The following is a 26,789-nucleotide window of genomic DNA, read 5'->3' as shown; positions in this document are numbered from 1 at the left end:
CGGCGCTGACCCGGCCCGGTCCGGCCGCCGAGAGCGCACGCTCGCCGCGAGAACGCACCCTTGACCGTGCGTTCTCGCGGCGACGGTGTGTTCTCGGCGCGCACAGAGCCCGAACTCAGCGTCGTGCGCGTCGATCTCGGCGGTGACCTCGGCGACGCGACGGTGCACACCGCCCGGCGCGGGCCACCCCGCCGAGAACGCACGCTCGCCGCGAGAACGCACCCTTGACCATGCGTTCTCGCGGCGACGGTGCGTTCTCGGCGGGCGCGGCGGGCGCGGCGGGCGCCGCGCGCGGCTCAGACCGAGAGGGCGAACTCGGCGTCGAGCGCGTCGATCTCGCGGGTGATCTCGGCGACGCGACGGGCGCGCTGCTCGGCGGGGAGCCAGGATGCCTCGAACGACGAGATCGCCATGCGGCGGACCTGCTCGTGGGTGGCGCCGATCTGGTCCGCGACGATCCCGTACTCGGCGGCGAGAGTCGTGGGGAACATGCCCGGGTCGTCGGAACACGGGATGACGTTGAGTCCGGCCTCCAGCATCGCGGCGATCGACGCGCGACGCCAGGGCCGCCACGAGCGACGCGACGTGGTCGAGGCCACGGTGAACGCGACCTGGTCCTCGCGCATCCGCTCGACGACGGCGTCGTCTTCGAGCACGTAGTAGCCGTGGTCGATACGGTCGCAGCCGAGCAGGTCGAGGCACGTGATCGTGTTGACGGCGGTCGGGGCGTGCTCCGACGAGTGCGCGGTACGGCCGAGCCCGGCCTCGCCCGCGAGGCGATAGGCGTCGACGAAACGCTCGGGCGGACCGGCGGTCTCGAGGTTGTCGAGGCCGATGCCCGCGACGTACGGATGCGGGTTGTCAACGACGCGCCGGACGACCGCGAGCGCCTCCTCGCCGCTGCGGCTGCGGTCGATGCCCTGGATCATCAGCCCGGTCATGCCGAAGTCGCGCTCGGCCATCCGGATGCCCTCGGCGTACGCCTCGACCGCGCCGAGATAGCCGAGAGACTCGAGGTGCGGCGGCAGCGCGTCGAAGAAGAGCTCGAGGTGACGGGTGCCGCTGCGACGGTGGGCGTCCTCGAAGGCCTCGTACACGATGCGGGTCAGGTCGCCGGCATCCCGAAGCACCTCGACCACCCAGTTCGACACCTGGAAGAGCGAGTACGACACCTCGGGCTCGTCGGCGGCGCGCTGCTGCGGAACCGGGATGCGCGTGTCGCGGTACAGCGCCGGGTCGGGCGGCAGCGAGTTGATGTCGGCGAAGATGCGCTCGGGATCGGCGGGCAGCTCGAGCGACTCCCGGCGGGCGAGCTCCGCGAACGTCGACGCGCGCACGGTGCCGATGAGGTGGCAGTGCAGGTCGGCCTTCGGCAGGCGCTGAAGGTACTCGGCGGGGAGGGATGCTGCGGAGGTCATGGTGCCGTTCGTGCGTCGTGAAGCGATGCGGTCGGAGAACCGCGGGAAGAAGCCCGGCCGCCGAGGATGGGGGGTGCTCGACGGCCGGGCGGTCTGGATCAGCGCGAGGCGACCTCGCGCGCGAACCGCTCGACCCACTGCGCACGGTTCGGGACGATCTCGGCCGGGTCGAGCGTGGCGTAGCCCGCCGCGATCGGGTCGGCGGCGATGTCGCCGACGACGGCGGTGATCTCGGCGGGGATCGTCGCGTCGAGGGCGACGGGCAGGTCGCCGACGATCTCGGCCGATGCCGTCTGCGCCTCGACCGAGAGCAGGTAGTCGATGAAGGCGTACGCGCCCTCGAGGTTCTTCGCGCCGCTGGGGATCATGGCGCGGTTGGTCGCCATGTAACGGCCCTCGGCTGGCGCGGTCCACGCGACGGGCTCGCCGGATGCGATGAGCGTCGTGGCGAAGCCGCTGAGGGCGTCGGCCGCGACGATCTCGCCCTGCGTGAGGAGGTTGGTGACCTCGGTCGACGACGAGTAGAACTGCAGGATGTTCGGAGCCCACCCGCCGATCGTCGTGTAGGCGGTGTCGATGTCGTAGGGGCCGTCACCGAAGGTCGAGGCGACGCCCGAGACCGCGAGCTGTCCGGCCGTCACCGCGATGTCGGGGAAGGCGAGGCGGCCGCTGTAGGCGGAGTCGGCGTAGAGCGACCAGTCCGCCGCCTGCGCGGCATCCAGTTCATCGGTGTTGTAGAGCGTGCCGTTGAGCTGGTAGCTGTAGGCCGGCCCGTCGTAGCCCTCCTCGATGGCGAAGTCGGCGATCTTCGCGAGGTTGGGGACGTCGGATTCGTCGAAGTCCTGGAACAGGTCCTGCTCCTGACCGGATGCCGCGAACGTGTCGGAGATCAGCATGACGTCGATACCGGCGTCACCACCGGCGAGCTGCAGCTGCGACAGGCGGTCGGCGTTCGAGCCGGTCTCGATCTCGACCGTGATGCCCGTCTTCTCGGTGAAGGGGTCGACGATCGCCTCCTGGAACTGCTCGACCCCGAACGGGAACGCGCTGACGACGATCGAGTCGCTCGAGGCGTCGTCACCGGAGTCTCCCGAGCCGCCGGAGCAGCCGGTGACGACGAGGGCCGTGGCGGCGACGGCGGCGGATGCCGCGAGGACGCGGCTGGTGCGGGTGCGGATCATGCGGGTTCCTCTCGGAGCTCTGCGGGCGGGCCGCAGGGGCGCGGGTGCTGGTGCTGGTGCGGGTGGAACGTGTGGAGCGGGATGTCTGCGGAGGTCAGGCCGCGAGACGGATGAGACGGGCGGTGGGAGCGGTGACGGTGACCCGGTCGCCCGGGCGGGCGGCAACGGCCTCGTCGCGAACGTCGGCGATGAGACGCACGGCCGCGCCGGTGGCGTCGGCGGTCTCGACCGTGACGAGACGGTCGACCCCGCGGTAGGCGACGTCGAGCACGACTCCGTCGAGCGCGAGCCCGGTGCCGTCGGCGGGGAGTCCGAGAGCGAGATGCTCGGGGCGCACGGTCGTGAGCGTCCCGTCCGCCGCGGCGAGGAAGTTCTCGTAGCCGAGGAACTCCGCGACGAAACGGTTCGCGGGGGCGGTGAACACCTCCGACGGCGCACCCTCCTGCATGATGCGGCCGTCGCGCATGAGGACCATGCGGTCCGACATCTCCAGAGCCTCGTCCTGGTCGTGCGTGACGAGCACGACGGTCAGGCCGGTCTCGGACTGGATGCGGCGGATCTCGGCGCGCATCTGCACGCGCAGGCGCGCGTCGAGGTTCGACAGCGGCTCGTCGAGCAGCAGCAGGGTCGGGCGGATGGCGATGGCGCGGGCGAGAGCCACGCGCTGCTGCTGCCCGCCCGAGAGCTTCTTGGGCCGGCTGGCCGCGAGGTGGCCGAGGCCGACGAGGTCGAGCGACTCCTCGACCCGGCGGCGGCGCTCCGCTGCCGGGACCTTGCGCAGCTTCAGACCGTATCCGACGTTCTCGGCCACGCTCATGTGCGGGAACAGGGCGTACGACTGGAACACCATGCCGAGCCCGCGCCGCTCGGGCGGGGTGCGGGTCGCATCGGCGCCCGCGATCATGATGCGGCCCGAGGTGGGCTGCGTGTAGCCCGCGAGCATCCGCAACGAGGTGGTCTTGCCGCATCCGCTCGGCCCGAGCAGCGTCGTGAGCTGCCCCGAGGGGATGGCGAGGTCGATGTCGTCGACGGCGGTGAAGTCGCCGAAGCGCTGGGTCACCCCGACGAACTCTGCTGCGGTGGTCATCGGTTGATCCCTCCGAAGATGCGGGCGAAGCCGACAGTGCGCTCGGCGATGACGGCGATGACGACGGTGCCCGCGAGGATGATGGTGCTCGTGGCCGCGACCATCGGGTCGTAGCTCTGCTGGACGTAGTCGAGCATGGTGACGGGGAGCGTGCGGAAGTCACGGCTCTGCAGCAGCAGCGACAGCGGCACGTTGTTGAACGAGGTGACGAAGCTCAGCAGCCCCGCCGAGAAGATGCCGGGTCGCAGCAGCGGCAGGGTCACGGAGAAGAAGGCGCGAAGCGGCGAGGCGCCGAGGCCGCGGGCAGCCTCCTCGATGCCCGGGTCGGCGAGCGCGAGCGACGCCCCGGTGACGCGCACCGCATAGGGCAGCATCAGCACGGTGTGGCCGATGAGCAGCACCGGGAAGTTGTCGAGCCGCAGGCCGATCATCAGCTGCTGGTAGAGGGCGAGTCCGACGACGAGCTCGGGGACGATGAGCGGCGAGAGGAACAGGCCCTCGACGAGTCCCTTGCCGGGCAGCCGGCCGCGGTGGATCGCCAGCGTCACCGGAACGCCGATGAGCAGCGCGAGCACGGTCGCGATGAGGGCGAGCTGGAGGCTCGACAGCAGCGCGCTGATGAACGGGTCGTAGTTCAGCGCCGCCTCGAACCACTGCAGCGAGAAGCCCTCGGGCGGGAAGCGCAGGGTGCGTCCGCCCGTGAACGCCGTGGCGACCACGAACAGGATCGGCACGATCATGATGATGTAGCCGGCGACGGCGAGGGATGCCGCGACGGGACGACTCGTCTTCACGCGGTGGCCCCCCGTCGTCCGGCGACGGCCGACAAGCCCGACACGGCGAAGACGAGGACCGTCATGATGATGGCCGTCGCGCTGGCCGCCGCCCAGTCGATCGTCACGCTCGAGTACGAGTAGAGCTGGGTCGACAGCATCCGCTGGCTCGATCCGCCGAGCAGGTAGGGGGTCGTGTAGGCCGTGACGCTGCCCGCGAAGACGAGGGTCGACGCGACGACCATGCCCGGCGCCGAGAGCGGCACGACGATGCCCCAGAACGTGCGGGTGCGGCTCGCGCCGAGACCGCGCGCTGCGTCGTCGAGTCCGGGATCGACCTGCGCGACGGCGGAGTAGCAGGAGATGATGGCGAGCGGCAGGAAGAGCTGGGTGAGGCCCAGTACGATCGCGAGCTCGGTGTAGAGCAGCTGCGGCGCCCGGTCGACGAGCCCGAGTCCGGTGAGGAGCTGCCCGATCGCCCCGTTGGAGCCCAGCAGCACGAGCCAGCCGAAGGTGCGGACGACGTTGCTCAGCAGCAGCGGGAAGATCGCGAGGGCGAGCAGCACACCCGACCAGCGCGAGGTCGAGCGGGCGAGCAGATAGGCGATCGGGAACCCCAGCACGATGCAGATCACCGTGACGATGAGGCCGAGCCCGACGGTGCGCCCGATGATCGCGAGATCGAACGGGTCGGTCAGCATCCTGCCGAGACGCTCGAGGATGTCGACGGGGCTGACGCCGGGCGGGGCGAACAGCATCGCGATCGACGGGATGAGGAACCCCGCCAGCAGGAGCGCCAGCCCGGGGAGGGCCAGCAGTCCGGTGCGGCGTGAAACCACGAGCGAACTCCGTTCGTGCGAAGGGTGCGGGCGCAACCGGTTGCGCAACCGGTTGCTCCTACCGTAGAGCCCGAGCGGGGCGCGTCGCGACCATTCGTGTTAACACCGTGTAAAACCGCGGTTCGGCGGCGACGCAACCGGTTGCTTCCGCTCAGTAGGATGAGCGGACCGTCGCTCCCTGCGGCGGCGGGACGAAGGGGGCGCGGTGACGACACTCGCCGATGTCGCCGCGCATGCGGGTGTGTCGAAGTCGACGGCATCCCGGGCGCTCAGTCGCCCCGACCTCGTCGCGCCCGAGACGGTCGCGCGGGTGCGCGCCGCGGCCCAGACGCTCGGCTTCATCCCCAATCGAGCGGCGAGCCACCTCGCCCGAGGACGCAGCGGCATCGTCGCGCTCGTCGTCCCGACCCTCGACAACGCCTTCTTCACGCCGATCATCGCCGGGGCCCAGGAGCGCGCCCGCGAGTCGGACCTGCAGCTCACGGTCGCGGTGCACCGGCTCGACGACGTCGACGGGCTCGACGGATTCGAACGCCTCGCCCGGCAGGTCGACGGCTGCATCCTCGTCGCCCCGCGCGGTCCCGACGACATCGTCCGCGCCGCCGGCGCCTTCGGACCAACGGTCCTCGTCGACCGCGAGATCGAGGGCATGACCTCGATCGTGGCCGACACCGCGAGCGCCTTCGCCGAGCTCGCGACGCGCCTGGCCGGCGCCGGTCACCGCGGGATCGTGTACCTCGGCGGTCCGGACGGCTCGTGGCAGGACCGGCAGCGCTCGGCCGCGATCGAGGCGGCGGTCGGCGAGCGCGTCGAGCTGACTGCGCTCGGCCCCTTCCCGGCGACGTTCGCGGCGGGTGTCGCGACCGCCGACGCGGTCATCGACTCGGGCGCGACCGCTGTGGTGCCTTATGCGACATCCATCGGCCTCGGTCTCGTCTTCGCGCTTCGCGCCCGCGGCGTCGCCTCGCCCGGCGAGATCGTCGTCAGCGCGGAACGCCTGGTGGCCGAGGCGATCGGGGCCGACGACGTGCCCGCGATCGACGTCGACGGTGACGAGCTGGGCCGCGAGGCGATGGCCGCGCTCATCCCGATGCTCGCCGCGCCACCGGCCGCCCCCACCCGCCGACGGCTCGGCGTGTCGGTGCACTGGCCCCCGGCCCACCCCGCCGAGAACGCACTCTCGTCGCGATAACGCACCCTTCTCGGTACGTTCTCGCGGCGGCGGCGCGTTCTCGGCGCCTGCGCCGCCGGCGGGCGGCGCGTCAGCGGGCGAAGCGGTCGGTCGCGGCGACGAGGGCCGCGGCGATGCCGGGCTCGCCCGCCGAGTGGCCCGCGTCGTCGACCAGGACGAACTCGGCCTCGGGCCAGGCCCGGTGCAGGTCCCATGCGGTCATCGGGGGCGTGCACGCGTCGTAGCGACCCTGGACGATGACGCCCGGGATGCCGCGGAGGCGGCCCGACGCGGCATCCTCGATCAACTGCCCCTCGCGCAGCCATCCGCCGTGGAGGAAGTAGTGGTTCTCGATCCGCGCGAACGCGGTCGCCGACTCCGCCTCGGTCATCCCGGCCACCAGCTCCGGGTCGGGACGAAGGGTCACGGTCGAGGCCTCCCAGCGCGTCCAGGCCTGGGCGGCGGGAACGTGCACCGCCGGATCGGGGTCGGTCAGCAGCCGGTGGTACGCCTCGATCAGTCGGCTCCGCTCGATGACGGGCACCGGGGCGAGGTAGTCCTCCCACAGGTCGGGGAACAGCGCCGCCGCCCCGCCCTCGTAGAACCACTCGAGCTCGTGGCGCCGCAGCGTGAAGATCCCGCGCAGCACCAGCTCGGAGACGGCATCCGGGTGCGACTGCGCGTAGGCGAGCGCGAGCGTCGAGCCCCACGAGCCGCCGAAGACCTGCCACCGATCGATGCCGAGGTTGCGCCGCAGCAGCTCGATGTCGGCGACGAGGTGCCACGTGGTGTTGTAGCGCAGTTCGGCGGCCGGGTCGCTCGCGTGCGGCGTCGACTTCCCGCAGCCGCGCTGGTCGAACAGGATGATGCGGTAGGCCTCGGGGTCGAAGAAGCGGCGGTGCCACGGCGAGGTTCCGCCGCCGGGGCCGCCGTGCAGGAACACGACCGGCTTGCCCTCGGGATTGCCCGACTGCTCCCAATAGACGCGCTGGCCGTCGCCGGCGAGCAGGAAGCCCGTCTCGTAGGGCTCGATCTCGGGATACAGGATGCCGGCCAGGGCGGCCGACACGCTCACCGTGCGGCTCCGCGGTCGCGTTCGTTCATGCGCTTTACCGTACCTGCGGCGCGTCGCCCACCGCGTCGCCGCACGGAGACGAGCCGGGATGCGCCGCCTCAGGCCCTCCGTCCGAGACGCCGCTCGCGTCGACCATCTCGCGGGGATCGCGGATCGACCGCAGCGGCGACAGCACGACCCAGACGACCGTGAGCATGACGCCCGCACCCGCGATGGCCATCCCGGCGCGGGTGCCCACCAGCTCGCCGAGCCCGCCGCCGAGCGCCGCGCCGATCGCGACCACCCCGTACGAGACCCAGCGCATCGTCGCGTTCACGCGCCCGAGGACCTCGTCCGGCGTCCGCAGCTGACGCAACGTCACGGCGACGACGCTCGACAGCGACGTGCCGGCTCCGTTCAGCGCGAACGCCGCGGCCAGCACCGCCACCAGCACCGCGGAGGACCACGATGCGGGCACGAGCGGCAGCATCGACAGTGCGATGCTCTCCGCGACTGCGCACGCGATCAAGACCGCCCCCGCCCCGAAGCGGCGCACCGCCACCGGGGCACTCGCCGCGGCGGCCACGGCACCGACGGCACCGAGCCCGAAGATCAACCCGAGCTGCCCCGCATCCAGCCCGAGCTCGCGGACGGCGTGCACCGTGAACAGCACCGTGATCGCCTGGGCGAACAGGTTGTAGATGGCGGCGAACCCGACGAGGGCGACCAGGAAGCGATCTCGCCGCACGAAACGCAAGCCCTCGCGCAGCTCCGGCAGCGCACCGCGGCCGCTGGGGACGGGGTGGTGTTCCCGGGTGGAGATGCTCGTCAGGGCGAGTGCCGAGACGAGGTACGTGGCCGCGGGAGCGATGAGGGCCCAGGCGGCGGTCAGCGTCTGGACGAGCAGCCCCGCCATCCCGGGCCCGCCGATCTGAGCTACGGCGGCCGTCGCCTGCAGGCGGCCGTTCGCCCGCTCGAGGTGAGACCGGCCCGCGACGGTGGGCAGATAGGACTGGTAGCTCACGTCGAACGCCACGGTGAAGGCGCCCAAGAGCAGGACCAGCCCGACGAGGGCGGGCAACGTCAGCGCCCCGGCGACGGCGAGGCCGACGATCACGACCGTCAGGAGAGCTCGGGCGAGGTCCGCGACGATCAGGATGCGGCGGCGACGGGACCGATCGACGAGCACGCCGAGCGGCAGCGCGAGGAGCAGGAACGGCACCCATTTCGCCGCACCCAGCAGCCCCACCTCGCCGGCGCTCGCCCCGAGCGCCACGACGGCGAGCAGCGGGAGAGCGAGGTCGCCGACCTGCGCCCCGACGGATGAGGCCCCCTGCGCGACCCAGAGACGACGGAAGTCCGCGCTGAGTCCACTCGAGGAGCGCCTAATGGGTGCACTCGTTTTCATGCGTTACACCCTGTCAGCCCCGAACTAATGGCACAAGCGGACGACGAGCGTTAGCATTCATTTGTGGCGCAGTCCGACGCAGTGGCGTTCCCCCGGGTCGCGGGGCACCCCGCTCTCGATCTGGTCGACACGGTGCACTGGCGGCTCGACCCGCAACGCGCGATCGACACCCTCCGCGACTTCGACGACGTCGTGTCGTGGTGCCACCAGATGGATGTCGGCGCCACACCCCCGTCGACGAGGGCTGCGCTCTCTGCCGCGGATGCGGTCACCGCAGCTCGGGAGCACCGCGCCGTCGTCGCGCTGCGCGAGGCGGTCTGCGAGGCGGTGTTCCAGCAATCCTCCGCAGCAGCCGATCTCATCGCCCGCGAGCACGTCGACGCCCTCGCCCGCTCGTCGCTGGGCTTCGACGAGACCGCCTCGGCGTGGGTGTGGGTGCCGCCTGCCGATCTCTCCGGACCGCGTGCGGCGATCGCCATGAGCGCCCACGACCTGCTGACATCCGATCTCACCACCGCGCGGCAGTGCGCCGACGACGCCTGCGGGTGGGTCTACCTCGACCGCTCGCCGCGACGCAATCGCATCTGGTGCACCGCCGCCGGGTGCGGCAACCGCAACCGCGTGGCGCGGCACCAGGCGAAGCGGAAGGCCTGACCAGGGCCGGACGCCCGCCCGGGTCACCACCCCGACCGGCACGCCGCCCGGCACGCCGCGATGCAAGGGATCGGACTCGACACCCCGACCCTGCGGCATCCATCACGGGGTGTCGGCCCGCATCCCTTGCATCGGCGATCGCGCGCTCCACCACGCGCACCCCGCGACGGCAGGAATAGGCTCGGCACATGGACGCCACCACCGTCACCGTCACCGGCGCGGCCGGTCAGATCGGCTACGCCCTGCTGTTCCGCATCGCCGCCGGCGAGATGCTCGGCCCCGAACGGCCCGTGAACCTCCGCCTGCTCGAGATCCCCGACGGCGTCCGAGCCGCGGAAGGGACGGCGCTCGAGCTGCAGGACTGCGCCTTCCCGCTGCTGCGCTCGGTCGAGGTCACGGATGACGCGCGCACCGGATTCGCGGGCGCCAACATCGCGATGCTCGTGGGCGCCCGTCCCCGGACGGCCGGCATGGAGCGCGGCGACCTGCTCGCCGCCAACGCGGGCATCTTCGGTCCGCAGGGCGCGGCCATCGCCGCATCCGCGGCATCCGACGTCCGCGTGCTGGTGGTGGGCAATCCCGCCAACACGAACGCGCTGATCGCGGCATCGGCTGCCGAGGGCGTTCCGGCCGAGCGCTTCAGCGCCATGACCCGGCTCGATCACGAACGCGCCGTCGCTCAGCTCGCCGCGCGGCTCGAGGTCGGGGTCACCGACATCGAGGGCGTCGTCATCTGGGGCAACCACTCCGCCACGCAGTTCCCCGACATCGCCTCCGCGACCGTCGCCGGGCGCCCCGCGATCGACGCGCTCGCCGACCGGCTGGGCGGAACGGATGCCGCGCGGGCCTGGCTCGACGACGAGTTCGTGCCCCGCGTCGCGAAGCGCGGCGCCGAGATCATCTCGGTGCGCGGGGCGTCTTCGGCCGCATCGGCCGCCAACGCAGCGCTGCGCCACGTCCGCGACGACGTGCTCGGCACGGACGGCCGGCGCACCTCGGCCGCCGTCGTCTCGCGCGGCGAGTACGGCGTTCCCGAGGGCCTGGTGTGCTCCTTCCCCGTCACGAGCGACGGCTCGGGTTATCGCGTGGTCACCGGGCTCGAGCTCGACGAACGCGGCCGTACGCGGCTCGACGCCTCGGTCGCCGAACTCATCGACGAGCGCGACGCCGTCCGGGCCCTCGGCATCCTCTGACGGGCGCCCGGACGCGTGGAACTGCTGCCCGGACTCATCCTCGGTGTCGTCGCGATCGCGCTCTCGACGTCTCTGTCGAAGCGCCTCGGGGTCGCGGGTCCGCTCATCCTCGTCGCGATCGGCCTCGCCGCGTCGTGGCTGCCGATCCTCGACGACTTCGAGGTCGACCCCGAGCTGATCCTGGTCGGCGTGCTGCCTCCCCTCCTCTATGCGGCGGCGGTGCGCCTGCCCGCCGTCGAGTTCCGGCGCGACCTGCCGTCGATCTCGGGCCTCGCCGTCGCGCTGGTCGTCATCAGCGCGCTCGCGATCGGCGGCTTCCTCACCCTCGTACTGCCCCAGCTCGGGTTTCCGCTGGCCGTGGCGCTCGGAGCGGTGCTGAGCCCGAGCGACGCCGTCGCGACCTCGATCGTCAAGAGGCTCGGCATATCGCCGCGGGTCGTGACGATCCTCGAGGGCGAGAGCCTCATCAACGACGCCACCGCCCTCGTTCTGCTGCGCAGCGCGATCGCGGCGGTCGCGGGCGGGTTCGCCTTCGCCGACACGGTCGGAACCTTCGTCTGGGGAATCGTCGCCGCCGTGATCGTGGGGGTCGTCGTCGGCGGACTGAACCTGCGCGTCCGCGCGCGCATGAACACGGTCGCCGCCACCGCCCTCGGGTTCATCGTGCCCTTCGTGGCGTACCTGCCGACCGAGCACCTCGGCGGCTCGGGGCTCGTCGCCGCCGTCGCGGCGGGCATCACCACGGGTCAAGGTGCCGCACGGCGCTTCACCGCCGAGCAGCGGGTCTCGGACGAGATCAACTGGCGCACGGTCGAGCTCGTCCTCGAGGGCGGGGTGTTCCTCGTGATGGGGCTCGAGCTGCGCGGCATCCTCGACGACAACTTCCGGCAGCAGAGCGGTCCCGGAAAGGCGATCCTGCTCGCCCTCGGCTCGCTCGCGATCCTGCTCGCCATCCGCGCCGTCTACGTCGCGGGACTCATCTTCTTCCAGGGGCGTCGCGCGCGCCTGCGCCAGCGCGACCGCCTCGAGCAGATCTCGGAGCGCCTCGACAGCCTGCCGCCCGATTTCGCCGGGCGCGGCCGCAATCCCGGGGCCACGCGCCGGCGTCTGGAGAGCATGCGCAGCCGGGTGACCCGGGCGTTCAACGACCTCGACTACTACGAGGCGTCGCCGCTGGGCTGGAAGCACGGCACGATCATCGTGTGGGCCGGGATGCGCGGGGTCGTGACCCTCGCTGCGGCGCAGACCCTTCCCCGTGAAACGCCGGAACGCGAGCTGCTCATCCTCACGGCGTTCCTGGTCGCCGTCATCAGCCTGCTCCTCCAGGGCCTCACGCTGCCGGCACTGGTTCGGGCGCTGCGCATCCCGAGCACGGCCGCCGACACGTCACTGCTGCGCGAAGAGGAGGAAGCGCTCGACGCCGAACTGCGCACGGCGGCGATCGACCGCCTGGCCGACCCGACGCTCGCCGTCGAGGAGGGCGGCAGATGGGATGCCCGCACCCTGACGATCGCGCGCCGCCGACTCGAGCACGCGGCCGGTGAGGATGCCGGTGCCCTCGCCCGCGAGCTGCAGCTGCTGCTCATCGGCGCGATGCGCTCGCGACTGCTCGAGCTGTCGCGAGAGGGCGCGTTCTCGTCCGAGGTGCTGCGCGAGTCGCAGCGTCGGCTCGACGCGCAGCAGGTGAGCCTCGAGATGCGTCAGAACGACGTCTGACGCGAACTCGTGGTGAAAACGGTTCTCGCGTCAGCGACAATGAGAGGGTGAGCACCCCGACCGACGACGACCGGACCACGCGCCCGGCGGCGGACTACGCCGAGACGCGTACGATCGCGCTGCCCGATTCCCCCGTCGACGAGCTGCCCGACAGCTTCGCGGCCCTGCAGCCGAGTCCGGAGTGGTGGGCCGCCCGCCCCGCGGGAGCTCGCCTCGTCGGCCTCGTCGTCTCGCGCGACGACATGCCGAGCATCGTGGCTCAGCGCGATGCGCTCGCCCAGTTCGGCGTCCCGATCGAGGGCTTCCGGCATCCGGCCCCCGAGACGGGCGAGAGCTGGCAGGAGCGCCTGTCGCGACTGTTCGGTCACCTGACGGCGGGTGACGTCGTCGTGGTCTCGGACGTGCACGCGCTCGGCCGCGACGCCGACGAGGAGACCCGGACGATCGCCGAGCTGCGCCGCCGCTCCGTCATCGTGAAGGTGCTCGGCTCGCGCCAGGCCTGAGGCCGGTCAGACGCTCGGCGCCTCGTCTCGGTCGGCGCGACCGACGATGACGTCCACCAGGCACAGCATGTCGTCGAGCTCGAACTCCTCGCGGCTCAGTGCGCGCAGGATGACGGCGCCGAGCAGCGCATCGGCTGCGGCCTCGAGGGGCTTCCCCGTCGTCCCGCCCAGCGCCTCGGACAGTCGTGTTATCAGCGGGGCGGCGAGGACCTCCGCGCGCAGCCGACGTCCCGTCTCGGCGCTGCCGGTCGCGGCTGCGACGAGGGATCGCAGCAGCCCCTCGCCGTCGGGGCTCGCACGCAGGGCGAACAGGTCGGTGAGCCAGCTCGCGAGATCCGCCCGCGCGTCACCGGTGTTCGGCACGTCACGATGACGCTCGAGCAGCCGCCCCTCGAGGAGCGCCTCGGCGATGACGTCGCCCTTGTGGGGCCACCATCGGTAGATCGTCTGCTTGCCCACGCCCGCACGCCGCGCGATCCCCTCCATCGTGAGGTGCTCGTAGCCGCGCTCGGCGAAGAGCTCGCCCGCCGCTTCGAGGATGGCCAGACGAGCGGCCTCACTGCGAACCGGACCGCTGCGTGTAGGAACCATGCCCCCTATTCTCGACCATCGGAACGGAAGACGAGACGGTCCGTGTTATCTTCTTGGCACTGGTCGGAGCCGACGGTGCTCCTCTGCGCGCACCGCAGGGAAGGAACACCGCATGGCCGAACTGCTGCACCGTCTGGGTACGTTCGCGGCGCGACGGGCCTGGACCGTCGTCGTCGCGTGGCTGGTGATCGCCGGCATCGTGGCCGGCGGCTTCCTCATCGGGTTCAAGGGCCTGAGCTCGAGCTTCGACATCCCCGGAACGGCGTCGGGAGACGTCATCGCCGACCTCCAGGACGAGCTGCCCGACTTCGCGGGCGCAGCGGGAACCGTGGTGTTCCGCACCGACGACGGCGCGGCCCTCTCGGATGCGCAGAAGTCGGAGATCACCGCTCTCGTCGAATCCGCCGGCACCCTCCCCGACGTCGCGCAGGCCACCGATCCGTTCGCGACGCAGGAGCAGCTGGAGCAGCAGCGCCAGCAGCTCAGCGAGGGCCGTCAGCAGCTCGCGGATGCGCGCGCACAGGCCGAGTCAGGCCAGCAGCAGCTCGATGCCGGCGCGGCCCAGCTCGCCGCCGGACAGCAGCAGCTCAACGGCGCGCGCAGTCAGCTCGAATCGGCTCCGTTGCCGGAAGCGCAGAAGACCGCTCAGCTCGCCGCGCTCGACGCTCAGCAGGCGCAGCTCGATCAGCAGCGATCGGCGCTGCAGGAGCAGCAGGCTCAGCTGACCGACGGACTTGATCAGATCTCGGCGCAGGAGGCGCAGCTCGAGGACGGCGCCGAGCTGCTGTCGTTCGCTGACGCCATCCGCCTGGTGTCGGAGGACGGGAGCACCGCGATCGTCAACGTGTCGTTCGACAAACCGCGCCTCGAACTGCCGGAGGAGTCGAAGCAGGCCGTCGTCGCCCACTTCAGCGAGCCGGTGACCGGCACCGACGTCGCCTTCAACACGGAGATCTCGCAGGGCATCCCCGAAATCTTCGGGGTCGGCGAGGTCGTGGGTGTTGCCGTCGCCGGCATCGTCCTCATCGTCGTCCTCGGCTCGCTGCTCGCCGCATCCTTCCCGATCATCACCGCCGTCATCGGCGTGGCGATCGGCGCCATGGCGACGCTGTCGTTCTCCGGAGTGATCCAGATGGCCTCCGTCACCCCGTTCCTGGGAGTGATGCTCGGGCTCGCGGTCGGCATCGACTACGCCCTCTTCATCCTCTACCGCCACCGCCGTCAGCTGCTCGACGGAGCCGACGTGACGGAGTCCATCGGCCTGGCGAACGGCACGGCGGGCAACGCCGTCGTCTTCGCAGGTTCGACCGTGATCGTGGCGCTCCTCGCTCTGAACATCACCGGCATCCCGTTCCTCGGACTGATGGGCACCGCGGGGGCGGTGAGCGTCCTCGTCGCCGTCCTCATCGCGGTGTCCCTCACGCCCGCGCTCCTGGGCCTGGCCGGCATGCGTGTGCTCGGCCGTCGGGCCCGCGCCCGGCTCGCCGCGCCCGACGCGACCGCGGAGGGCGACCGCCACCGCGCGGACTCGGCGGCGACGACCGCCGCACGCGTCGTGCGTCCGATGTCCACCGTGCGAGCCGTCGCCACGATCCTCATCGCGACCGTGGCGCTCCTGGTCATCGCGATCCCCGCCATGTCGATGCGCCTGGGCCTGCCCGACGGCGGCTCCGAGGCGGCGGACTCCACGGGGTACCAGGCGTTCACGTGGACGGAGGAGGCGTTCGGCGAGGGGGCGAACGCCCCCCTGCTGATCACGGCGGCACTGCCCGAGGGCACGACCGCCGACGACGGCCCCGGCCTGCAGCTCGACGTCGCACGCGTGCTGTTCGCGCAGGACGACGTCGTCGCGGTGGCCCCGGTCGCCGTGTCTGAGGACCGCACACTGGCCGCCTTCCAGGTCATCCCGGCCGAGGGACCGAACGCGGTGTCCACGGAGCAGCTGGTCCGAGATCTGCGGGCTCTGCCACCCATCAACGGCGACATCGATCTCGGCGTGGCCGGTGCCGCGGCCATCAACATCGACATCTCCGAGGGACTCGCCGACGTCCTGCCGGTCTACCTCGTCGTCGTCGTCGGCCTGTCGTTCCTCATCATGGTGATGGTCTTCCGGTCGCTCCTGGTGCCCTTGGTCGCGACGCTCGGCTTCGTGCTGTCCCTGCTCGCGACCTACGGCGCCGTCACGGCCGTGTTCCAGTGGGGATGGCTCGGCGGTCTCTTCGGGGTCCACAACCCGGGCCCGATCCTGAGCTTCCTGCCCGTGATCCTCGTCGGCATCCTGTTCGGCCTCGCAATGGACTACCAGCTCTTCCTCACGACGGGGATGCGCGAGGCATGGGCGCACGGCGCCGCGCCGCGTCTCGCCGTGGCACAGGGCTTCCGGGCCGGGCGCACCGTGGTCATCGCGGCAGCCGTGATCATGATCTCGGTCTTCTCCGGCTTCATCACCTCGGAGGCCGTGATCATCAAGTCCTTCGGGCTCGGCCTCGCGCTCGGCGTCCTGTTCGACGCCTTCGTCGTGCGGATGCTGTTGATGCCGGCAGTCATGCACGTGCTCGGCGGCGCCGCGTGGTGGCTCCCGGGCTGGCTCGACCGCATCCTCCCCAACGTCGATGTCGAAGGCTCCGCACTCGAACGACAGCACCCCGCTCACCACGTCTGACCCGCACACCGGTACAGCCGGACCGCGAAGCCGGTCAGAACGGGCATCGCGAAGGCGCCCGGGGCGCCCCTGGTAAGCAGGCCCACGGCGGACACCCCGACTGCCTGTGCCCTAGTCCCCCCGGGTCGATCGCCGCCGTCTCAGCGCAACCACCCACTCCGCTCCGCCGTCCGGTGTCAAGACCCTGGCATGCGGCCGGACGGACTCTACCGTTGAGCGTGGCCGATCCGACCCGGGGATGCGGTCGCAGGGAGACGCCATGGTCACGAACGAACCTCCGCCCACGGAGGCGATGCTCGACGGTCGATACCTGCTGGGCGAATGCGTCGGCCACGGCGGCATGGCCCGGGTCCACCGGGCCGAGGATGTCCTCCTCGGACGCACCGTGGCGATCAAGCTGCTGCGACCCGAGATGGAGGGAGCGAGCACCTCGTCCCGCGCGCGCGGCGAGATGACCGTGCTCGCCTCGCTCAACCACCCCGCTCTCGTGACGCTCTACGACGCGCAGCTGGCGCCGGGGCGGGCCGAGTACCTCGTCATGGAGTTCGTCGAGGGCCCGACCCTCGCCGCGCGCATCGCCGAGGGGCCTCTCCCGGCCGGTGACGCGGCGGCTCTCGCGGCCGACCTCGCCGAGGCGCTCCACGTCGTGCACGACGCGGGCATCGTGCACCGCGACATCAAGCCGTCGAACGTCCTCTTGGCGCCGGTGCCGCCCCTCGGCAGCCGATCGGGCGCGAAGCTCGCCGACTTCGGGATCTCGGTTCTCGTGGATGCCGCTCGGCTCACCCAGCCGGGAACGGTCATCGGAACGGCCGCATACCTCTCCCCGGAACAGCTCACCGGGGCGCCGCCCGCTCCGCCCGCCGACATCTACGCGCTCGGCCTGGTCATGCTCGAAGCGCTGACCGGCCAGCGCGCTTTTCCGCGCGCCGAGGGATTCGGCGAAGCACTCGCACGGCTCACCGTCGCACCCGAGATTCCCGACACGCTCGACCCCGCGTGGGTCGCCCTGCTGCGCCGCATGACCGCTATGCGGCCGGAGGACCGCCCCAGCGCGGCCGAGGTCTTCGTGGCGGCGTCCGATCTGGCCCGCGCACCCGCGACGCCGGCGCGTCCCGTCGTCCCTGCCGCGGTCGCGGCGGCTACGGTCCCGGCGACGGCTGTCACGGCTGGGACCAGCCCGACGCGGATCCTTCCCGACGCTGCAGCCGATCCGGCCCCGTCAGCGCGTCGTCGCCCCTCGCGAGCGCGGCTCGGCCTCATCGGCGGGCTCGCCGCAGCCGCTCTCGCGGCGGCCGCGATCACAGGCCTCGGGCTCGCGGGCGCGGCGCCCGAGACCCCGCCGACCACTCCCGCCGACACCGAGGAGTCTCCCGTCCCGGAGCCGGCGCCCACCGAGGACACCGAGCCCGCCACCGTCGTGACCGATCAATCGGACCAGTCCGGTGAGCAGCCCGCCGCGCCGGTGGAGGACACCACCGGCCCGGGACCGGGGTCGGAGGCCGACCGGAAGGCCGCCGAGGAAGCGGCGAAGAAGGCCGAGCAGGAGGCGAAGAAGGCCGAGCAGGAGGCGAAGAAGGCCGCCGACGAGCAGAAGAAGGCCGAGGAGCGGGAGAGCAAGCGCGATCAGGACAAGCCCGGCCGCGGCTGACGCGGCGTCAGGGCGTGCATCCCCGCACGGCCTCGCCCGCTCCGCCGTTCGCGCGCACGAGCTGCACCTCGATGCAGGTCCGGCCCGACGGGTCGGCCGGCACGGTGACGGTCTCGTCCTCGACGCGCTGCGGTGCGCTCGCGCCGTCGAGCGTGACCGGGTACCAGAGGTACGAGTCGCCCTCGGCGGGGTTCGGGTTGGTCCACGTGAACGTGACGTCGGCACCCGCCGCAGCACCCGCGAGGTCGCCCACACGCGGCACGAAACCGGCGAGCGGATCCTGCGGAGCGCTGGAGGGCGACTCGCTCGCCTGCGGCTCGGCAGGGGCGGACGGCTGAAGCATGCTCGCCACCACCACGAGGGCGACGACCAGCGCCGCGGCGACGCCGCCGAGGGCGATCCACAGCCAGGAGCGCGAGCGCCCCGGTGCGACATCCTCGGCCGTCCCGGCGGGGGTTCCCTCCCCCGGCGCGGCCGCGACGGCGTCCGGGCTCGTCACGCTCGCGGCCGCCGCGGACGCCGTCGCCCCGCGCTGCACCGTGTGATCGGCGGCCGGCTCGACCGTGCGGGGACGGCGGACGGTGGCGTCCTGCCCGGCACGCGCAGAGGGGCGCAGCACGGTCTCGTCAGGGGCCGCCGGCGCGAACGGCGATCCCGAGGCGGCCGGCGCGAACGGCGACGTCGCGGCCGCCCCGTCCTTGCGTCGCGTGGACCCGGCGGGAGGCGCCGTCGTCGGCTCGATGCTCACGATGCCGCGAACGCGAGTCAGCTCGCCGTCGGCATCCTCTTCTTCCTCGGCATCGGGGGAATCGTCGAGGATGTCGATCGGCGTCACCGAATGGGCGAGCTCGATCTGAACGCGCTGCAGCGCACGGGCGAACGCCACCGCGCTGTCGAAGCGCGCCGCGGGACTCTTCGCCATCGCACGAGCGAGCGCCTGCTGCAGCGACGGCGGCACGTCGGCGCGCTCGAGCGGTTCGAGCGGTGCGGTCTCGATGCGCTGGATGAGATCGGCGGCGCCGTTGCGTCCGCCGGGCTGCTCGAAGGGCGAACGGCCCGCCAGCAGCGTGTAGATCGTGGCGCCGAGCGCGTAGACGTCCGAGCGCACGCCCGAGTCCGTGCCCTCGCCGAACGCCTCGGGCGGCGACCAGGGGATCGACATGCCCGCGGTCTCATCGGCGCTGTCGGTCGTCGTCGCGATGCCGAAGTCGGTCAGCGCGGGGCGGTTGTACTCCGTCACGAGGATGTTGGCCGGCTTGATGTCGCGATGCAGGATGCCGGCACGGTGCGCCGTCTCGACCGCCGCCGCGACCTGGATGCCCACGCGCAGCGCCTCGGCCACCGAGAACGCCGCGGTGCGGTAGCGCACCTGCAGGTTCGGCCGCGGGCAGTTCTCCATCACGAGATACGGCCGCTGGTCGTCGGCGAGACCGGCCTGGTAGATCGTCACGATCGCGGGATGCGTCGACAGCATCGCCATGACGTTCGCCTCGGCGGTGAACTGCTCGACCGAGCCGCCCGCCATCCGCTCCGGCAGCAGCACCTTCACCGCGACCTTGCGCCGAGGCAGGTGCTGCTCGTACAGGTAGACGTCGGCGAAGCCGCCCGAACCGAGCAGCTCGAGGTAGGTGAACCCGGGCAGCTCGGGCGGCGGCGCCGGGGGCCGCTTCGCGCTCACGGCAGATCCTCGAAGGCGATCGTGACGCCGTCACCGATGTCGAGCACGTCACCCGAGACGACCATCGTCGGCTCGTTCGGATGCAGCCGCACCGGGTCGTTGCCGCCGCGCAGCAGCACCGATCCGTTCGTCGTGTCGAGGTCGACCACGAGAACGTGCTCGCCCTCCGCCCGGATCTCCACGTGATTGCGCGAGATGTCCTGCTCGGGGCTCTCGACGGCGACGAGCGTGGGGAGCATGTCGCCCGTGGATCGCGACGACCGCGGGCGCCGTCCGACGATGACGGTGTTGTCGAGCTCGACGACCTGCCCGTCCGAGACACGGATGCGGCCCCGCGCGAGGCGACGAGCCGGGACGATCTCGGTCGACTCGTAGACCGCCGGCTCGCCCCGTCGCGCGCCGCGGATGTCGGCGACGGCGACGGTCTCGCCGTCGTGGTCGCCGGCAGGGCCGGCGGGAGAGGACACGACGGTGGCGTCATCGGCGGGAAGGGGCGCGTCGGCCGCGTCGGGCTGCTCGGAGGGCAGCGTCGGCCGGACCACCGTCTCTCCCCAGATCATCGCGTGCTCGTCGGCGGCGGCCGTGTCGCCGAGCGGGACGAACGTCTGTGCCCCGGGCGACTCGTCGAACGGGATGTCATCGTCCACCGGCCCTGCCTCGGCCTCGGGCTCGGCCTCGGGCTCTGGCTCGGGCTCGGCGACGATAGGCGGCTCGGGCTGCGGCTCGACGGCGGATGCCGGCGTGGACACCGGAGGCGACGCGGACGCGGGGGGCTCTACCGCGGGCGGCGCCGGCGCGGTCGGCGCTGCGACGAAGGGGCTCGCGGAGCGGACGCCCGGCCGGGCATCCGTCAGGTCGACGGTGACGGAGTCTGCCGCGACGACGCCCTCGACGAAGGGCAGCGACGCGGCCTCGTCGGCCGCCTCGGCGAAGAGAGCCGACGCGCGCCGGACACCCGGGATGTGACGTTCGACCCACGTCGAGACTCCCTGGCCCGAGACGGACAGCGGCCCGGACTCGGTCTCGACGACGAGCTCGACCGGCCCGCGCACCGCGACGCGGAGCCCGTCGCCCTCGACGATGGCCAGGATGAAGTCGGGGATAGCCGCCAGCGAGGTGCCGAACGCGCCGGTGAGGGCCTCGATGACGGCACCGATGCCACGTTCCGCGAGTCGGCGCCACACGGCCTCGACCGTCGGGATCGACACGTTCGCGGGCAGGGCGACGGCCGCCGCGGGCGCGAGTGCGACGCGCCAGTGCTCCGCGCCCGTCGCCGGAACGTAGCGGACCTCGACCATCAGGCTCTCCCCCCTGCGGCCGCTGCGCGCGGCCGGGTGTCTATGTCTGCGTCATCCGGCTGAGCGGACGGCACGGTGTCGTACACATCGTCACCGCCGTCGCCCAGCGCGTCGATGACGATGACCGTGACGTTGTCGCGACCACCGTGCAGCAACGCTTCGTGGACCAGTCGCTGCGCGGCATCCTGCGGTTCCGTCTCCTCGTCGAGGATACGGGCGATCCGCTCGTCGTCCAGCTCGGTCGACAGACCGTCCGAACAGACGAGGATGCGGTCGCCGCTCTCCGCGGGCAGCATCCAGAAATCCGCCTGCCCGACGCTGCCGGCCCCGAGCGCTCGGGTGATCTCGTTGCGCCGTGCGTGGCGCGCGGCGGTTTCGGCGTCCATCTGCCCCGAGTCGACCAGTTCCTGAACGACGGAGTGGTCGACGCTGATCTGCTCGAGGCGGCCGCGCGCCCACCGGTACGTGCGCGAGTCGCCGATGTTCAGCGTCAGCCAGTAGCCGGCGTCTCCGACACGGGTCAGCACGACCCCGGTCAAGGTCGTCCCGGCCGCGCGCTGGCCGGTGGCGAGGGCGTCGATGTTCGCCCGCGCCCGCTCGATGGCCGCCCGCACGTCCTGGTTCGTCACCACGGCGACGCCCACCAGAGGCTCGAACTCGGCCACCGCAGCCGCGCTCGCGCGCGCACCGGCCTCGTGCCCGCCCATGCCGTCGGCGACGACGAAGACGGGCGCTGCCGCGAGGTAGGAGTCCTCGTTCGCGCGCCCCCGCAGCCCGGCGTGCGTCGCGGCACCGTGTCCGACCCGTACCGACATGGGAGTCACCGCACGACCTGGACGACGAGCCACCGATCACCGAGGTCGAGCCGGTCACCGCTGCGGAGCACCGTCTGCGTGCCCGGCACCACGGGAACGCCGTCGCTTCCGCGGGTGACGACCACCCCGTTCGTCGACGCGCGATCGATGACGGCGAGACCGCCGGGCTCGAGGGGAACGAGTTCGAAGTGGGTTCGCGACAACGTCAGCGTCTCGTCGCGGAGCACGATCGCATCGGCCCCGGTGCCGCGATGAGGGTCGCGGCCGAAGACCGTTCGGCCGTACACGGCGGTGCGGGTGCCGTCATCCCACGTCAGCAGCGCACGCGCGCCGCTCCGGATGTCGGGAACCCCCGCGAGCGGCTCGGTGTCGAAGATCATCGCGCTCATGCGCTGCCTCCCCGGGCGCGCCGTGTCCGGCCCCGCAGCAACGACCGCAGGCTGAGGCGAGCGCGCAGCCGGCGCCACACCGACACGCGACCGCTCATGCCGACGACGATCGCGTCGACCTCGCGCCAGAAGGCGTCGACGTCTCCGGCGGAGGGCTCGCCCGGTCCGAACACGCGCGCATCGGCCGACGTCGCGAGGGCGGTCACGTCGGGTTGGTCCATGGTGGCGGCGACGACGCGCGCGCTCTCGGTGCGCGTCGCACCCGAGGCGACCGGCGCATTGAGGTCGATCGCACGGTCGATCAGCTCGTCCCAGCCGCCGGAGATGCGGTCGGCGGGCTTGTCGGCGTTTCGCCGCTTCGTGCGTCGGGCGGTCTTGACGGCGCCCATGATCACGAACGGCGCGAAGATGATCGCCAGGACGCCGATGCCGATGCCGACCGGGGCGAGGATCGCGCCGATCCAGTCGAAGCCGGGGTCGTCCTCCTCCTCCTGGTCACGATCGTTGGCGATCGCGGGCGGCAGCTCGGCCGGCTCCTGGGCGGGAGGCGGCGGCTGCAGCACCTGCGGCTTGGGGTTGGCCCGCGGAGTCGTCGTCTGCTCGTTCGGCTCGTTGTCCTCGTCGGGCGTCGGGTCGAAGGGGATCCACCCGTACCCCTCGAACGCGACCTCGACCCACGCGTGGACGTTGTCGCCGGTCGCGGTGAACTCCCCGGCGGTGTCGCCCTCGTCGGGGTGCCACCCCATGACGACGCGCGCCGGAATGCCCAGCTGAGCCGACAGCAGGGCCATCGCGACGGCGTACTGCTCGTCGTCGCCGATGATCTCGTCGCCGCCGAAGAAGCTGGTGATGCGCGCTGCGCCGTGACCGGAGGGCGAGTACGGGTCGTCTTCGAGCCCGTGACTGAAGTAGCCGTCGGTCGAGAGCCAGTCCGTCAGCGCGCGGACCTGCTTGATCGGCGTATCCGCGTCGCCGACGGCATCCGTGGCGATCTGCGACAGCCCGTCGGGGATGCCCTCCTGCTTCGGCATCTTCACGGGCGCGAACGCGACGTCGGCGAGCGCCTCGTCCGTCGGCAGCACGGGGAACACCGTGTCGACCGTGTAGGTCGTGCCCGGAGCGAGCCCCGCGGTGACGGCCGCCGTCCCCGTGGCGTCGTTGTAGTGGGCGGTGCGGCGCAGTTCGTCGGCGCGTTCGCCCTCGAACTCGATCGACCGCACGGCACCGGCGTCGGGCAGCCACACGCCGCGCAGCTCGTCGATCTCGAACTGCAGCTGACCGGGCACGCCCTCGGCGTCGGGCGACATGTTCGAGCGGAGCGGCGTGAACGAGCTCGACGATCCGGCGCCCTCGTCCGAGACGTTGAAGACGATGCCGTTGTAGGCGTCCATCGTCGCCAGGCGGATACGGCCGTCGTCGGGAAGACCCTGCACCGTGAACAGCGGCGTGTCCGCGTCATCGCGCACGAGACCGCGGAAGCCCTGCAGCGGGCTCGGGTACTGCTTGACGTCGAAGGGCGGGATGACGATGTCGCGCAGCACGTACCGCGTCGACGGCGGACTCGCCACGGCGGCGGTCGCGACGCCGGCACCCACGGCGACGGCGACGACGGCGGTTCCCGAGATCAGGCGACGCAGGCGCGTGTGCCGGAGGGTCGCGGCATCCGAGGTCGCCGTCGGCTCGATGCGGACGGCGGCGTTGTCGGGGTCCCAGGCCTGCCGCAGCGCGAGCCACACCGAGGCGACCACGGCGAAGACGACGCCCTGGAGGACCGGGACGGCGGGTTCGGTCATCCCGAGCAGGATCTGCGCGACCAGGAACGCGGTCACGGGGATCAGGGCCCACGCCGCCTGGCGCAGGCGCAGCGCGAGAGAGGCCGTGAGGACGGTCGCGACGAGAGTGAGCAGGAACGGAACGATCAGGTGCCCGTCGTACGGCGCCACGGGAGCCACCGTCGTGAGCAGGCGCTTCCACGACTGCACCGAGCCGAGGGCGAGCTGCGTCCACGTATCGAGGGTCGGGATGACGCCGAACAGCGCGGTGTGCGGCAGCGCGAGAGCCCCGCCGAAGATGAAGTAGGCCGCGACGGTCAGGCCCGCCGTGGGCAGCACGCCCCAGCGGCGTCGCGCACACAGCCAGGCGATGCCGACGCCGATGACCAGCGCGCCGAATCCCGCGACGAGGTACGCGCCCCCGTCGAACGTCGGCCCGAAGCCGACGATCGCCACGGACAGCAGCAGCGCGACGGCGACGAGGTCGAGCACGAGCCGGCGGCGGACGGGCGACATCACGAGAGCACCTTCCGCATCGCGGGCGCGAGCTGGTCGAGCGCGCTGATGGAGATGACATCGGCGTCGCCGACGCGACGCAGCAGCGGCACGTCGGCCGAGCGGTCGGCGACGACGGCGAGAACCCGGACGCCCTGAGGCAGTCGCGAGCAGGCGAGCTTGAGCTCGGCGGGGTCGGCACCCGAGCCGCAGAAGAGGACGACGATGGCGATGCCGTGGGAGTTCATCGCGATCGTCCCGGCGAGGGCCACGATGCCCCCGTCACGCTGACGCGAATGCTCGAGAGCCGACAGGTTGTCGAGCAGGCGACGCGGCCCCTCCGTGCGAAGCGGACCGCGCTGCGTGCGCGCCTCGAGCATGCGGGAATCACGCAGCGCGCGCAGTCCGATCGAGCCGGCCGCGGAGATCGCGAGCTCGAACTCGTCGGGGTCGGCGTAGTCGCCCGCGTACGTCGAGAGGCCCAGCACGAAGTGCGACCGGCGCGTTTCTTCGTACTGACGCATCATCAGATTGCCGACGCGTGCGGTGGACTTCCAGTGCACGTGACGCAGGTCGTCACCGGGCTGGTACTCGCGCAAGGCGTGGAACGACACGTCGTCGGGAGCCAGCTGCGTCGAGGGCAGCCCTTCGAGGTCGCGCAGGCGCCCGAGCGAGAGCCCCTCGAGGGGGACGGTGCGCGGGTGCACGTAGAGGTCGACGGCTTGGCGGCGGTCGCTGCTGCGCTCGAAGAGTCCGAGCGGGTCGCCGCGGAGCACGCTGACCGGGCCGACCGCGAGCACCCCGCGGGCGGTGGTGGGGATCGCGAACAGCTCTTCGTGGGCGGCCTGGGGCGCGAGCCGCGGCACGTCGAACTCGCCGCGCCCCGACCCGACGGGCAGGACGACCCGCGACGGCAGGATCGAGCGCGACGTGCCGTTGACGAGGGTCAGTCCACCGATCGCGCGCTCGCCCACGACCACGTGGGTGCGCGTGAGATCGAGGTCGACGTCGTACGCCGTGCCGCCGAAGAGGAACGGCACGCTGATGACGACGATGGCGGTGAGGATGACGGCGGCGATGACCATCTCCTGCCAGCCGAAGCTGAGTGCGACGACCCACAGCAGCACGGTCGCGAACAGCAGCACCCAGCCCAGCGGGCGGACGGTGCGGGTGACCAGACGGATACCGCGCCGCGCGACCGCCCACCACGACTCGAGACGCTCCAGCCAGAGGACCAGCCGCGACGGCGTCTCCGCGTTGACGGGGGCGGCGTCGGCCGACAGGGTCGTCGTGCCCACCCGCAGGGTCGCGTCGGCGTCTCGGGTCGTGTCGCCGACGGTGCGGGAGTCCGCGGCGCCACCCGACGTGAGGTCGGCCGCGCTCTCACCGCTGCCAGCGCCTCGGCCCCGGCGCGGTCGGCGCGTCGGGGTCGAGGCGGCAGGGGGTGTGGCCATCAAGCGTCCGCCCGCGCGAGGGGGGCCTCGACGTCGGCGAGGGCGTTGTTCATGACGGTCTCGGCGGTCGTGCCGGTGAACTCCGCCTCGGGGTCGAGCACGAGACGGTGGGCCCACACCGGCAGCGCGAGCAGCTTGATGTCGTCGGGCACGACGTAGTGGCGCCCCTGCGCGGCCGCGTACACCTTGGCGATACGGATCATCGCGATGGCGCCGCGCACCGAGACGCCGAGGCGCGTCGCCGACGCTTCGCGCGTGGCCTCGACGATCTGCGCGGCGTACCGTGCGACGACCGGGTCGATGTGGACGGTCGCGGCGAGGTCGGCCATCTCGCCCACTGCGCGCGTGGTGATGACAGGCTTGAGGCTGGCCGACGGGTTGCGGTCGACGGCGCCGACGAGGATGCGCTCCGAGACCGCCAGGGTCGGGTAGCCGATCGACGTCTTGATCATGAAGCGGTCGAGCTGGGCCTCCGGCAGCTTGTACGTACCCGCCTGCTCGATCGGGTTCTGCGTCGCGATGACGAGGAACGGGCGCCCGACCTCGTGCGCGACGCCGTCGACGGTCACCCGCGACTCCTCCATCACCTCGAGCAGCGCCGACTGGGTCTTCGGCGAGGCACGGTTGATCTCGTCGGCCAGGACGATCGAGGCGAAGACGGGTCCGCGGTGGAACTCGAAGCGCTTGTTCGCCTGGTCGTAGATCGTCACACCGGTGACGTCGGAGGGCAGCAGGTCGGGCGTGAACTGGATGCGCGTCGAGGTGCCCTGCACACTCGCCGCGATCGCCTTGGCCAGACTCGTCTTGCCCGTACCCGGTGCATCCTCCAGCAGCACGTGCCCCTCGGCGATCATCGCCGACAGCACGAGGGCGACGACCTCGCGCTTGCCGAGGAGGGCGGCGTCGACGTTGTCGATCAGGCGCGCGAAGGTGTCGCGGAACCACGCTGCCTGCTCGGGTGTCATGCTCATTCGTTCGTTCTCGTTC

Annotated in this window: 22 protein-coding genes; 7 read left to right on the top strand and 15 right to left on the bottom strand. The window is 72.0% G+C overall.

What is annotated here, in order from left to right; genetic code table 11:
• Positions 1–296 precede the first annotated feature (296 nt).
• From C1N74_RS01450 to C1N74_RS01430, 5 genes are all read right to left on the bottom strand, one after another.
• Positions 297–1,418, bottom strand: a complete 1,122-nt coding sequence (locus tag C1N74_RS01450; protein WP_023952958.1) for an adenosine deaminase — start codon at positions 1,416–1,418, stop codon at positions 297–299.
• 98 nt (positions 1,419–1,516) lie between these two features.
• Complete coding sequence (locus C1N74_RS01445; RefSeq protein WP_137749814.1) at positions 1,517–2,599, bottom strand: extracellular solute-binding protein; 1,083 nt, start codon at positions 2,597–2,599, stop codon at positions 1,517–1,519.
• A gap of 94 nt (positions 2,600–2,693) precedes the next feature.
• Positions 2,694–3,686 carry an ABC transporter ATP-binding protein gene (locus tag C1N74_RS01440; RefSeq protein WP_023952962.1) on the bottom strand — a complete coding sequence of 331 codons (993 nt, stop codon included), beginning with the start codon at positions 3,684–3,686 and terminating at the stop codon, positions 2,694–2,696.
• A complete protein-coding gene (locus C1N74_RS01435) occupies positions 3,683–4,480 on the bottom strand; it encodes an ABC transporter permease (RefSeq protein ID WP_023952964.1) in 798 nt (265 codons plus the stop codon). The genes C1N74_RS01440 and C1N74_RS01435 overlap by 4 nt, the downstream gene beginning before the upstream one ends.
• Positions 4,477–5,298 (bottom strand): ABC transporter permease, encoded by an 822-nt coding sequence (locus C1N74_RS01430; RefSeq protein ID WP_036304705.1) that lies wholly within the window; start codon positions 5,296–5,298, stop codon positions 4,477–4,479. Before C1N74_RS01430 ends, C1N74_RS01435 begins: the two co-directional genes overlap by 4 nt.
• Before the next feature lie 205 nt (positions 5,299–5,503).
• Here C1N74_RS01430 and C1N74_RS01425 point away from each other — a divergent pair, with 205 nt between their 5' ends.
• Positions 5,504–6,490, top strand: coding sequence for a LacI family DNA-binding transcriptional regulator (locus C1N74_RS01425; RefSeq protein ID WP_064956414.1), 987 nt, complete (start codon positions 5,504–5,506; stop codon positions 6,488–6,490).
• 70 nt (positions 6,491–6,560) lie between these two features.
• On the opposite strand, the gene pip is transcribed toward C1N74_RS01425, so the two are convergent.
• A complete protein-coding gene (gene pip, locus C1N74_RS01420) occupies positions 6,561–7,538 on the bottom strand; it encodes a prolyl aminopeptidase (RefSeq protein ID WP_181405595.1) in 978 nt (325 codons plus the stop codon).
• Positions 7,539–7,578: 40 nt separating this feature from the next.
• A complete protein-coding gene (locus C1N74_RS01415) occupies positions 7,579–8,931 on the bottom strand; it encodes an MFS transporter (protein ID WP_137749813.1) in 1,353 nt (450 codons plus the stop codon).
• Positions 8,932–8,994: 63 nt separating this feature from the next.
• Between C1N74_RS01415 and C1N74_RS01410 the strand changes: the two genes are divergently transcribed.
• From C1N74_RS01410 to C1N74_RS01395, 4 genes are all read left to right on the top strand, one after another.
• On the top strand, positions 8,995–9,585 hold the full coding sequence (locus tag C1N74_RS01410; protein ID WP_137749812.1) for a CGNR zinc finger domain-containing protein: 591 nt from the start codon (positions 8,995–8,997) through the stop codon (positions 9,583–9,585).
• 188 nt (positions 9,586–9,773) lie between these two features.
• Entirely contained in the window at positions 9,774–10,778 is a 1,005-nt protein-coding gene (locus C1N74_RS01405) for a malate dehydrogenase (protein WP_137749811.1), read from the top strand.
• Between the two features lie 15 nt (positions 10,779–10,793).
• Complete coding sequence (locus C1N74_RS01400; RefSeq protein ID WP_137749810.1) at positions 10,794–12,494, top strand: sodium:proton antiporter; 1,701 nt, start codon at positions 10,794–10,796, stop codon at positions 12,492–12,494.
• A gap of 47 nt (positions 12,495–12,541) precedes the next feature.
• Entirely contained in the window at positions 12,542–12,997 is a 456-nt protein-coding gene (locus C1N74_RS01395; protein ID WP_023952973.1) for a recombinase family protein, read from the top strand.
• A 6-nt stretch (positions 12,998–13,003) separates the two neighbouring features.
• Here C1N74_RS01395 and C1N74_RS01390 read toward each other — a convergent pair whose 3' ends face one another.
• Positions 13,004–13,588 carry a TetR/AcrR family transcriptional regulator gene (locus C1N74_RS01390; RefSeq protein ID WP_137749809.1) on the bottom strand — a complete coding sequence of 195 codons (585 nt, stop codon included), beginning with the start codon at positions 13,586–13,588 and terminating at the stop codon, positions 13,004–13,006.
• 112 nt (positions 13,589–13,700) lie between these two features.
• Between C1N74_RS01390 and C1N74_RS01385 the strand changes: the two genes are divergently transcribed.
• Positions 13,701–16,250 carry an MMPL family transporter gene (locus tag C1N74_RS01385; protein WP_137749808.1) on the top strand — a complete coding sequence of 850 codons (2,550 nt, stop codon included), beginning with the start codon at positions 13,701–13,703 and terminating at the stop codon, positions 16,248–16,250.
• A 259-nt stretch (positions 16,251–16,509) separates the two neighbouring features.
• Positions 16,510–17,901: a serine/threonine-protein kinase gene (locus tag C1N74_RS01380; protein ID WP_137749807.1), complete on the top strand. Its 1,392-nt coding sequence runs from the start codon at positions 16,510–16,512 to the stop codon at positions 17,899–17,901.
• Positions 17,902–17,908: 7 nt separating this feature from the next.
• Here C1N74_RS01380 and C1N74_RS01375 read toward each other — a convergent pair whose 3' ends face one another.
• From C1N74_RS01375 to C1N74_RS01345, 7 genes are read right to left on the bottom strand one after another with little or no spacing between them, the layout of a single operon-like run.
• Positions 17,909–19,579 (bottom strand): serine/threonine-protein kinase, encoded by a 1,671-nt coding sequence (locus C1N74_RS01375; RefSeq protein WP_137749806.1) that lies wholly within the window; start codon positions 19,577–19,579, stop codon positions 17,909–17,911.
• The gene (locus C1N74_RS01370) at positions 19,576–20,877 is read right to left on the bottom strand and encodes an FHA domain-containing protein (RefSeq protein WP_137749805.1); all 1,302 of its coding nucleotides are present in this window, start codon (positions 20,875–20,877) and stop codon (positions 19,576–19,578) included. Before C1N74_RS01370 ends, C1N74_RS01375 begins: the two co-directional genes overlap by 4 nt.
• Positions 20,877–21,692 (bottom strand): PP2C family serine/threonine-protein phosphatase, encoded by an 816-nt coding sequence (locus tag C1N74_RS01365; RefSeq protein WP_023952994.1) that lies wholly within the window; start codon positions 21,690–21,692, stop codon positions 20,877–20,879. The genes C1N74_RS01370 and C1N74_RS01365 overlap by 1 nt, the downstream gene beginning before the upstream one ends.
• Before the next feature lie 5 nt (positions 21,693–21,697).
• Positions 21,698–22,081, bottom strand: a complete 384-nt coding sequence (locus C1N74_RS01360) for an FHA domain-containing protein (protein WP_023952996.1) — start codon at positions 22,079–22,081, stop codon at positions 21,698–21,700.
• Positions 22,078–24,369 (bottom strand): transglutaminase-like domain-containing protein, encoded by a 2,292-nt coding sequence (locus tag C1N74_RS01355; RefSeq protein WP_137750931.1) that lies wholly within the window; start codon positions 24,367–24,369, stop codon positions 22,078–22,080. Before C1N74_RS01355 ends, C1N74_RS01360 begins: the two co-directional genes overlap by 4 nt.
• Positions 24,369–25,802, bottom strand: coding sequence for a DUF58 domain-containing protein (locus C1N74_RS01350; protein WP_023953000.1), 1,434 nt, complete (start codon positions 25,800–25,802; stop codon positions 24,369–24,371). The genes C1N74_RS01355 and C1N74_RS01350 overlap by 1 nt, the downstream gene beginning before the upstream one ends.
• Positions 25,802–26,773: a MoxR family ATPase gene (locus C1N74_RS01345; RefSeq protein ID WP_023953002.1), complete on the bottom strand. Its 972-nt coding sequence runs from the start codon at positions 26,771–26,773 to the stop codon at positions 25,802–25,804. Before C1N74_RS01345 ends, C1N74_RS01350 begins: the two co-directional genes overlap by 1 nt.
• Positions 26,774–26,789: the final 16 nt, after the last annotated feature.

This window comes from Microbacterium sp. SGAir0570 (genome assembly GCF_005491085.2).
Taxonomy (GTDB): domain Bacteria; phylum Actinomycetota; class Actinomycetes; order Actinomycetales; family Microbacteriaceae; genus Microbacterium; species Microbacterium arborescens.
Note: the sequence above shows the minus strand (reverse complement) of the source record. Positions and strands in the feature narration are given on the sequence as shown.

Excerpts from the sequence above, each read along its gene's own strand:
- C1N74_RS01450 (WP_023952958.1), bottom strand. The coding sequence starts at position 1,418 with ATGACCTCCGCAGCATCCCTCCCCGCCGAGTACCTTCAGCGCCTGCCG.
- C1N74_RS01445 (WP_137749814.1), bottom strand. The coding sequence starts at position 2,599 with ATGATCCGCACCCGCACCAGCCGCGTCCTCGCGGCATCCGCCGCCGTC.
- C1N74_RS01440 (WP_023952962.1), bottom strand. The coding sequence starts at position 3,686 with ATGACCACCGCAGCAGAGTTCGTCGGGGTGACCCAGCGCTTCGGCGAC.
- C1N74_RS01415 (WP_137749813.1), bottom strand. The coding sequence starts at position 8,931 with ATGAAAACGAGTGCACCCATTAGGCGCTCCTCGAGTGGACTCAGCGCG.
- C1N74_RS01405 (WP_137749811.1), top strand. The coding sequence starts at position 9,774 with ATGGACGCCACCACCGTCACCGTCACCGGCGCGGCCGGTCAGATCGGC.
- C1N74_RS01390 (WP_137749809.1), bottom strand. The coding sequence starts at position 13,588 with ATGGTTCCTACACGCAGCGGTCCGGTTCGCAGTGAGGCCGCTCGTCTG.
- C1N74_RS01385 (WP_137749808.1), top strand. The coding sequence starts at position 13,701 with ATGGCCGAACTGCTGCACCGTCTGGGTACGTTCGCGGCGCGACGGGCC.
- C1N74_RS01380 (WP_137749807.1), top strand. The coding sequence starts at position 16,510 with ATGGTCACGAACGAACCTCCGCCCACGGAGGCGATGCTCGACGGTCGA.
- C1N74_RS01370 (WP_137749805.1), bottom strand. The coding sequence starts at position 20,877 with ATGGTCGAGGTCCGCTACGTTCCGGCGACGGGCGCGGAGCACTGGCGC.
- C1N74_RS01365 (WP_023952994.1), bottom strand. The coding sequence starts at position 21,692 with ATGTCGGTACGGGTCGGACACGGTGCCGCGACGCACGCCGGGCTGCGG.
- C1N74_RS01360 (WP_023952996.1), bottom strand. The coding sequence starts at position 22,081 with ATGAGCGCGATGATCTTCGACACCGAGCCGCTCGCGGGGGTTCCCGAC.
- C1N74_RS01355 (WP_137750931.1), bottom strand. The coding sequence starts at position 24,369 with ATGTCGCCCGTCCGCCGCCGGCTCGTGCTCGACCTCGTCGCCGTCGCG.
- C1N74_RS01350 (WP_023953000.1), bottom strand. The coding sequence starts at position 25,802 with ATGGCCACACCCCCTGCCGCCTCGACCCCGACGCGCCGACCGCGCCGG.
- C1N74_RS01345 (WP_023953002.1), bottom strand. The coding sequence starts at position 26,773 with ATGAGCATGACACCCGAGCAGGCAGCGTGGTTCCGCGACACCTTCGCG.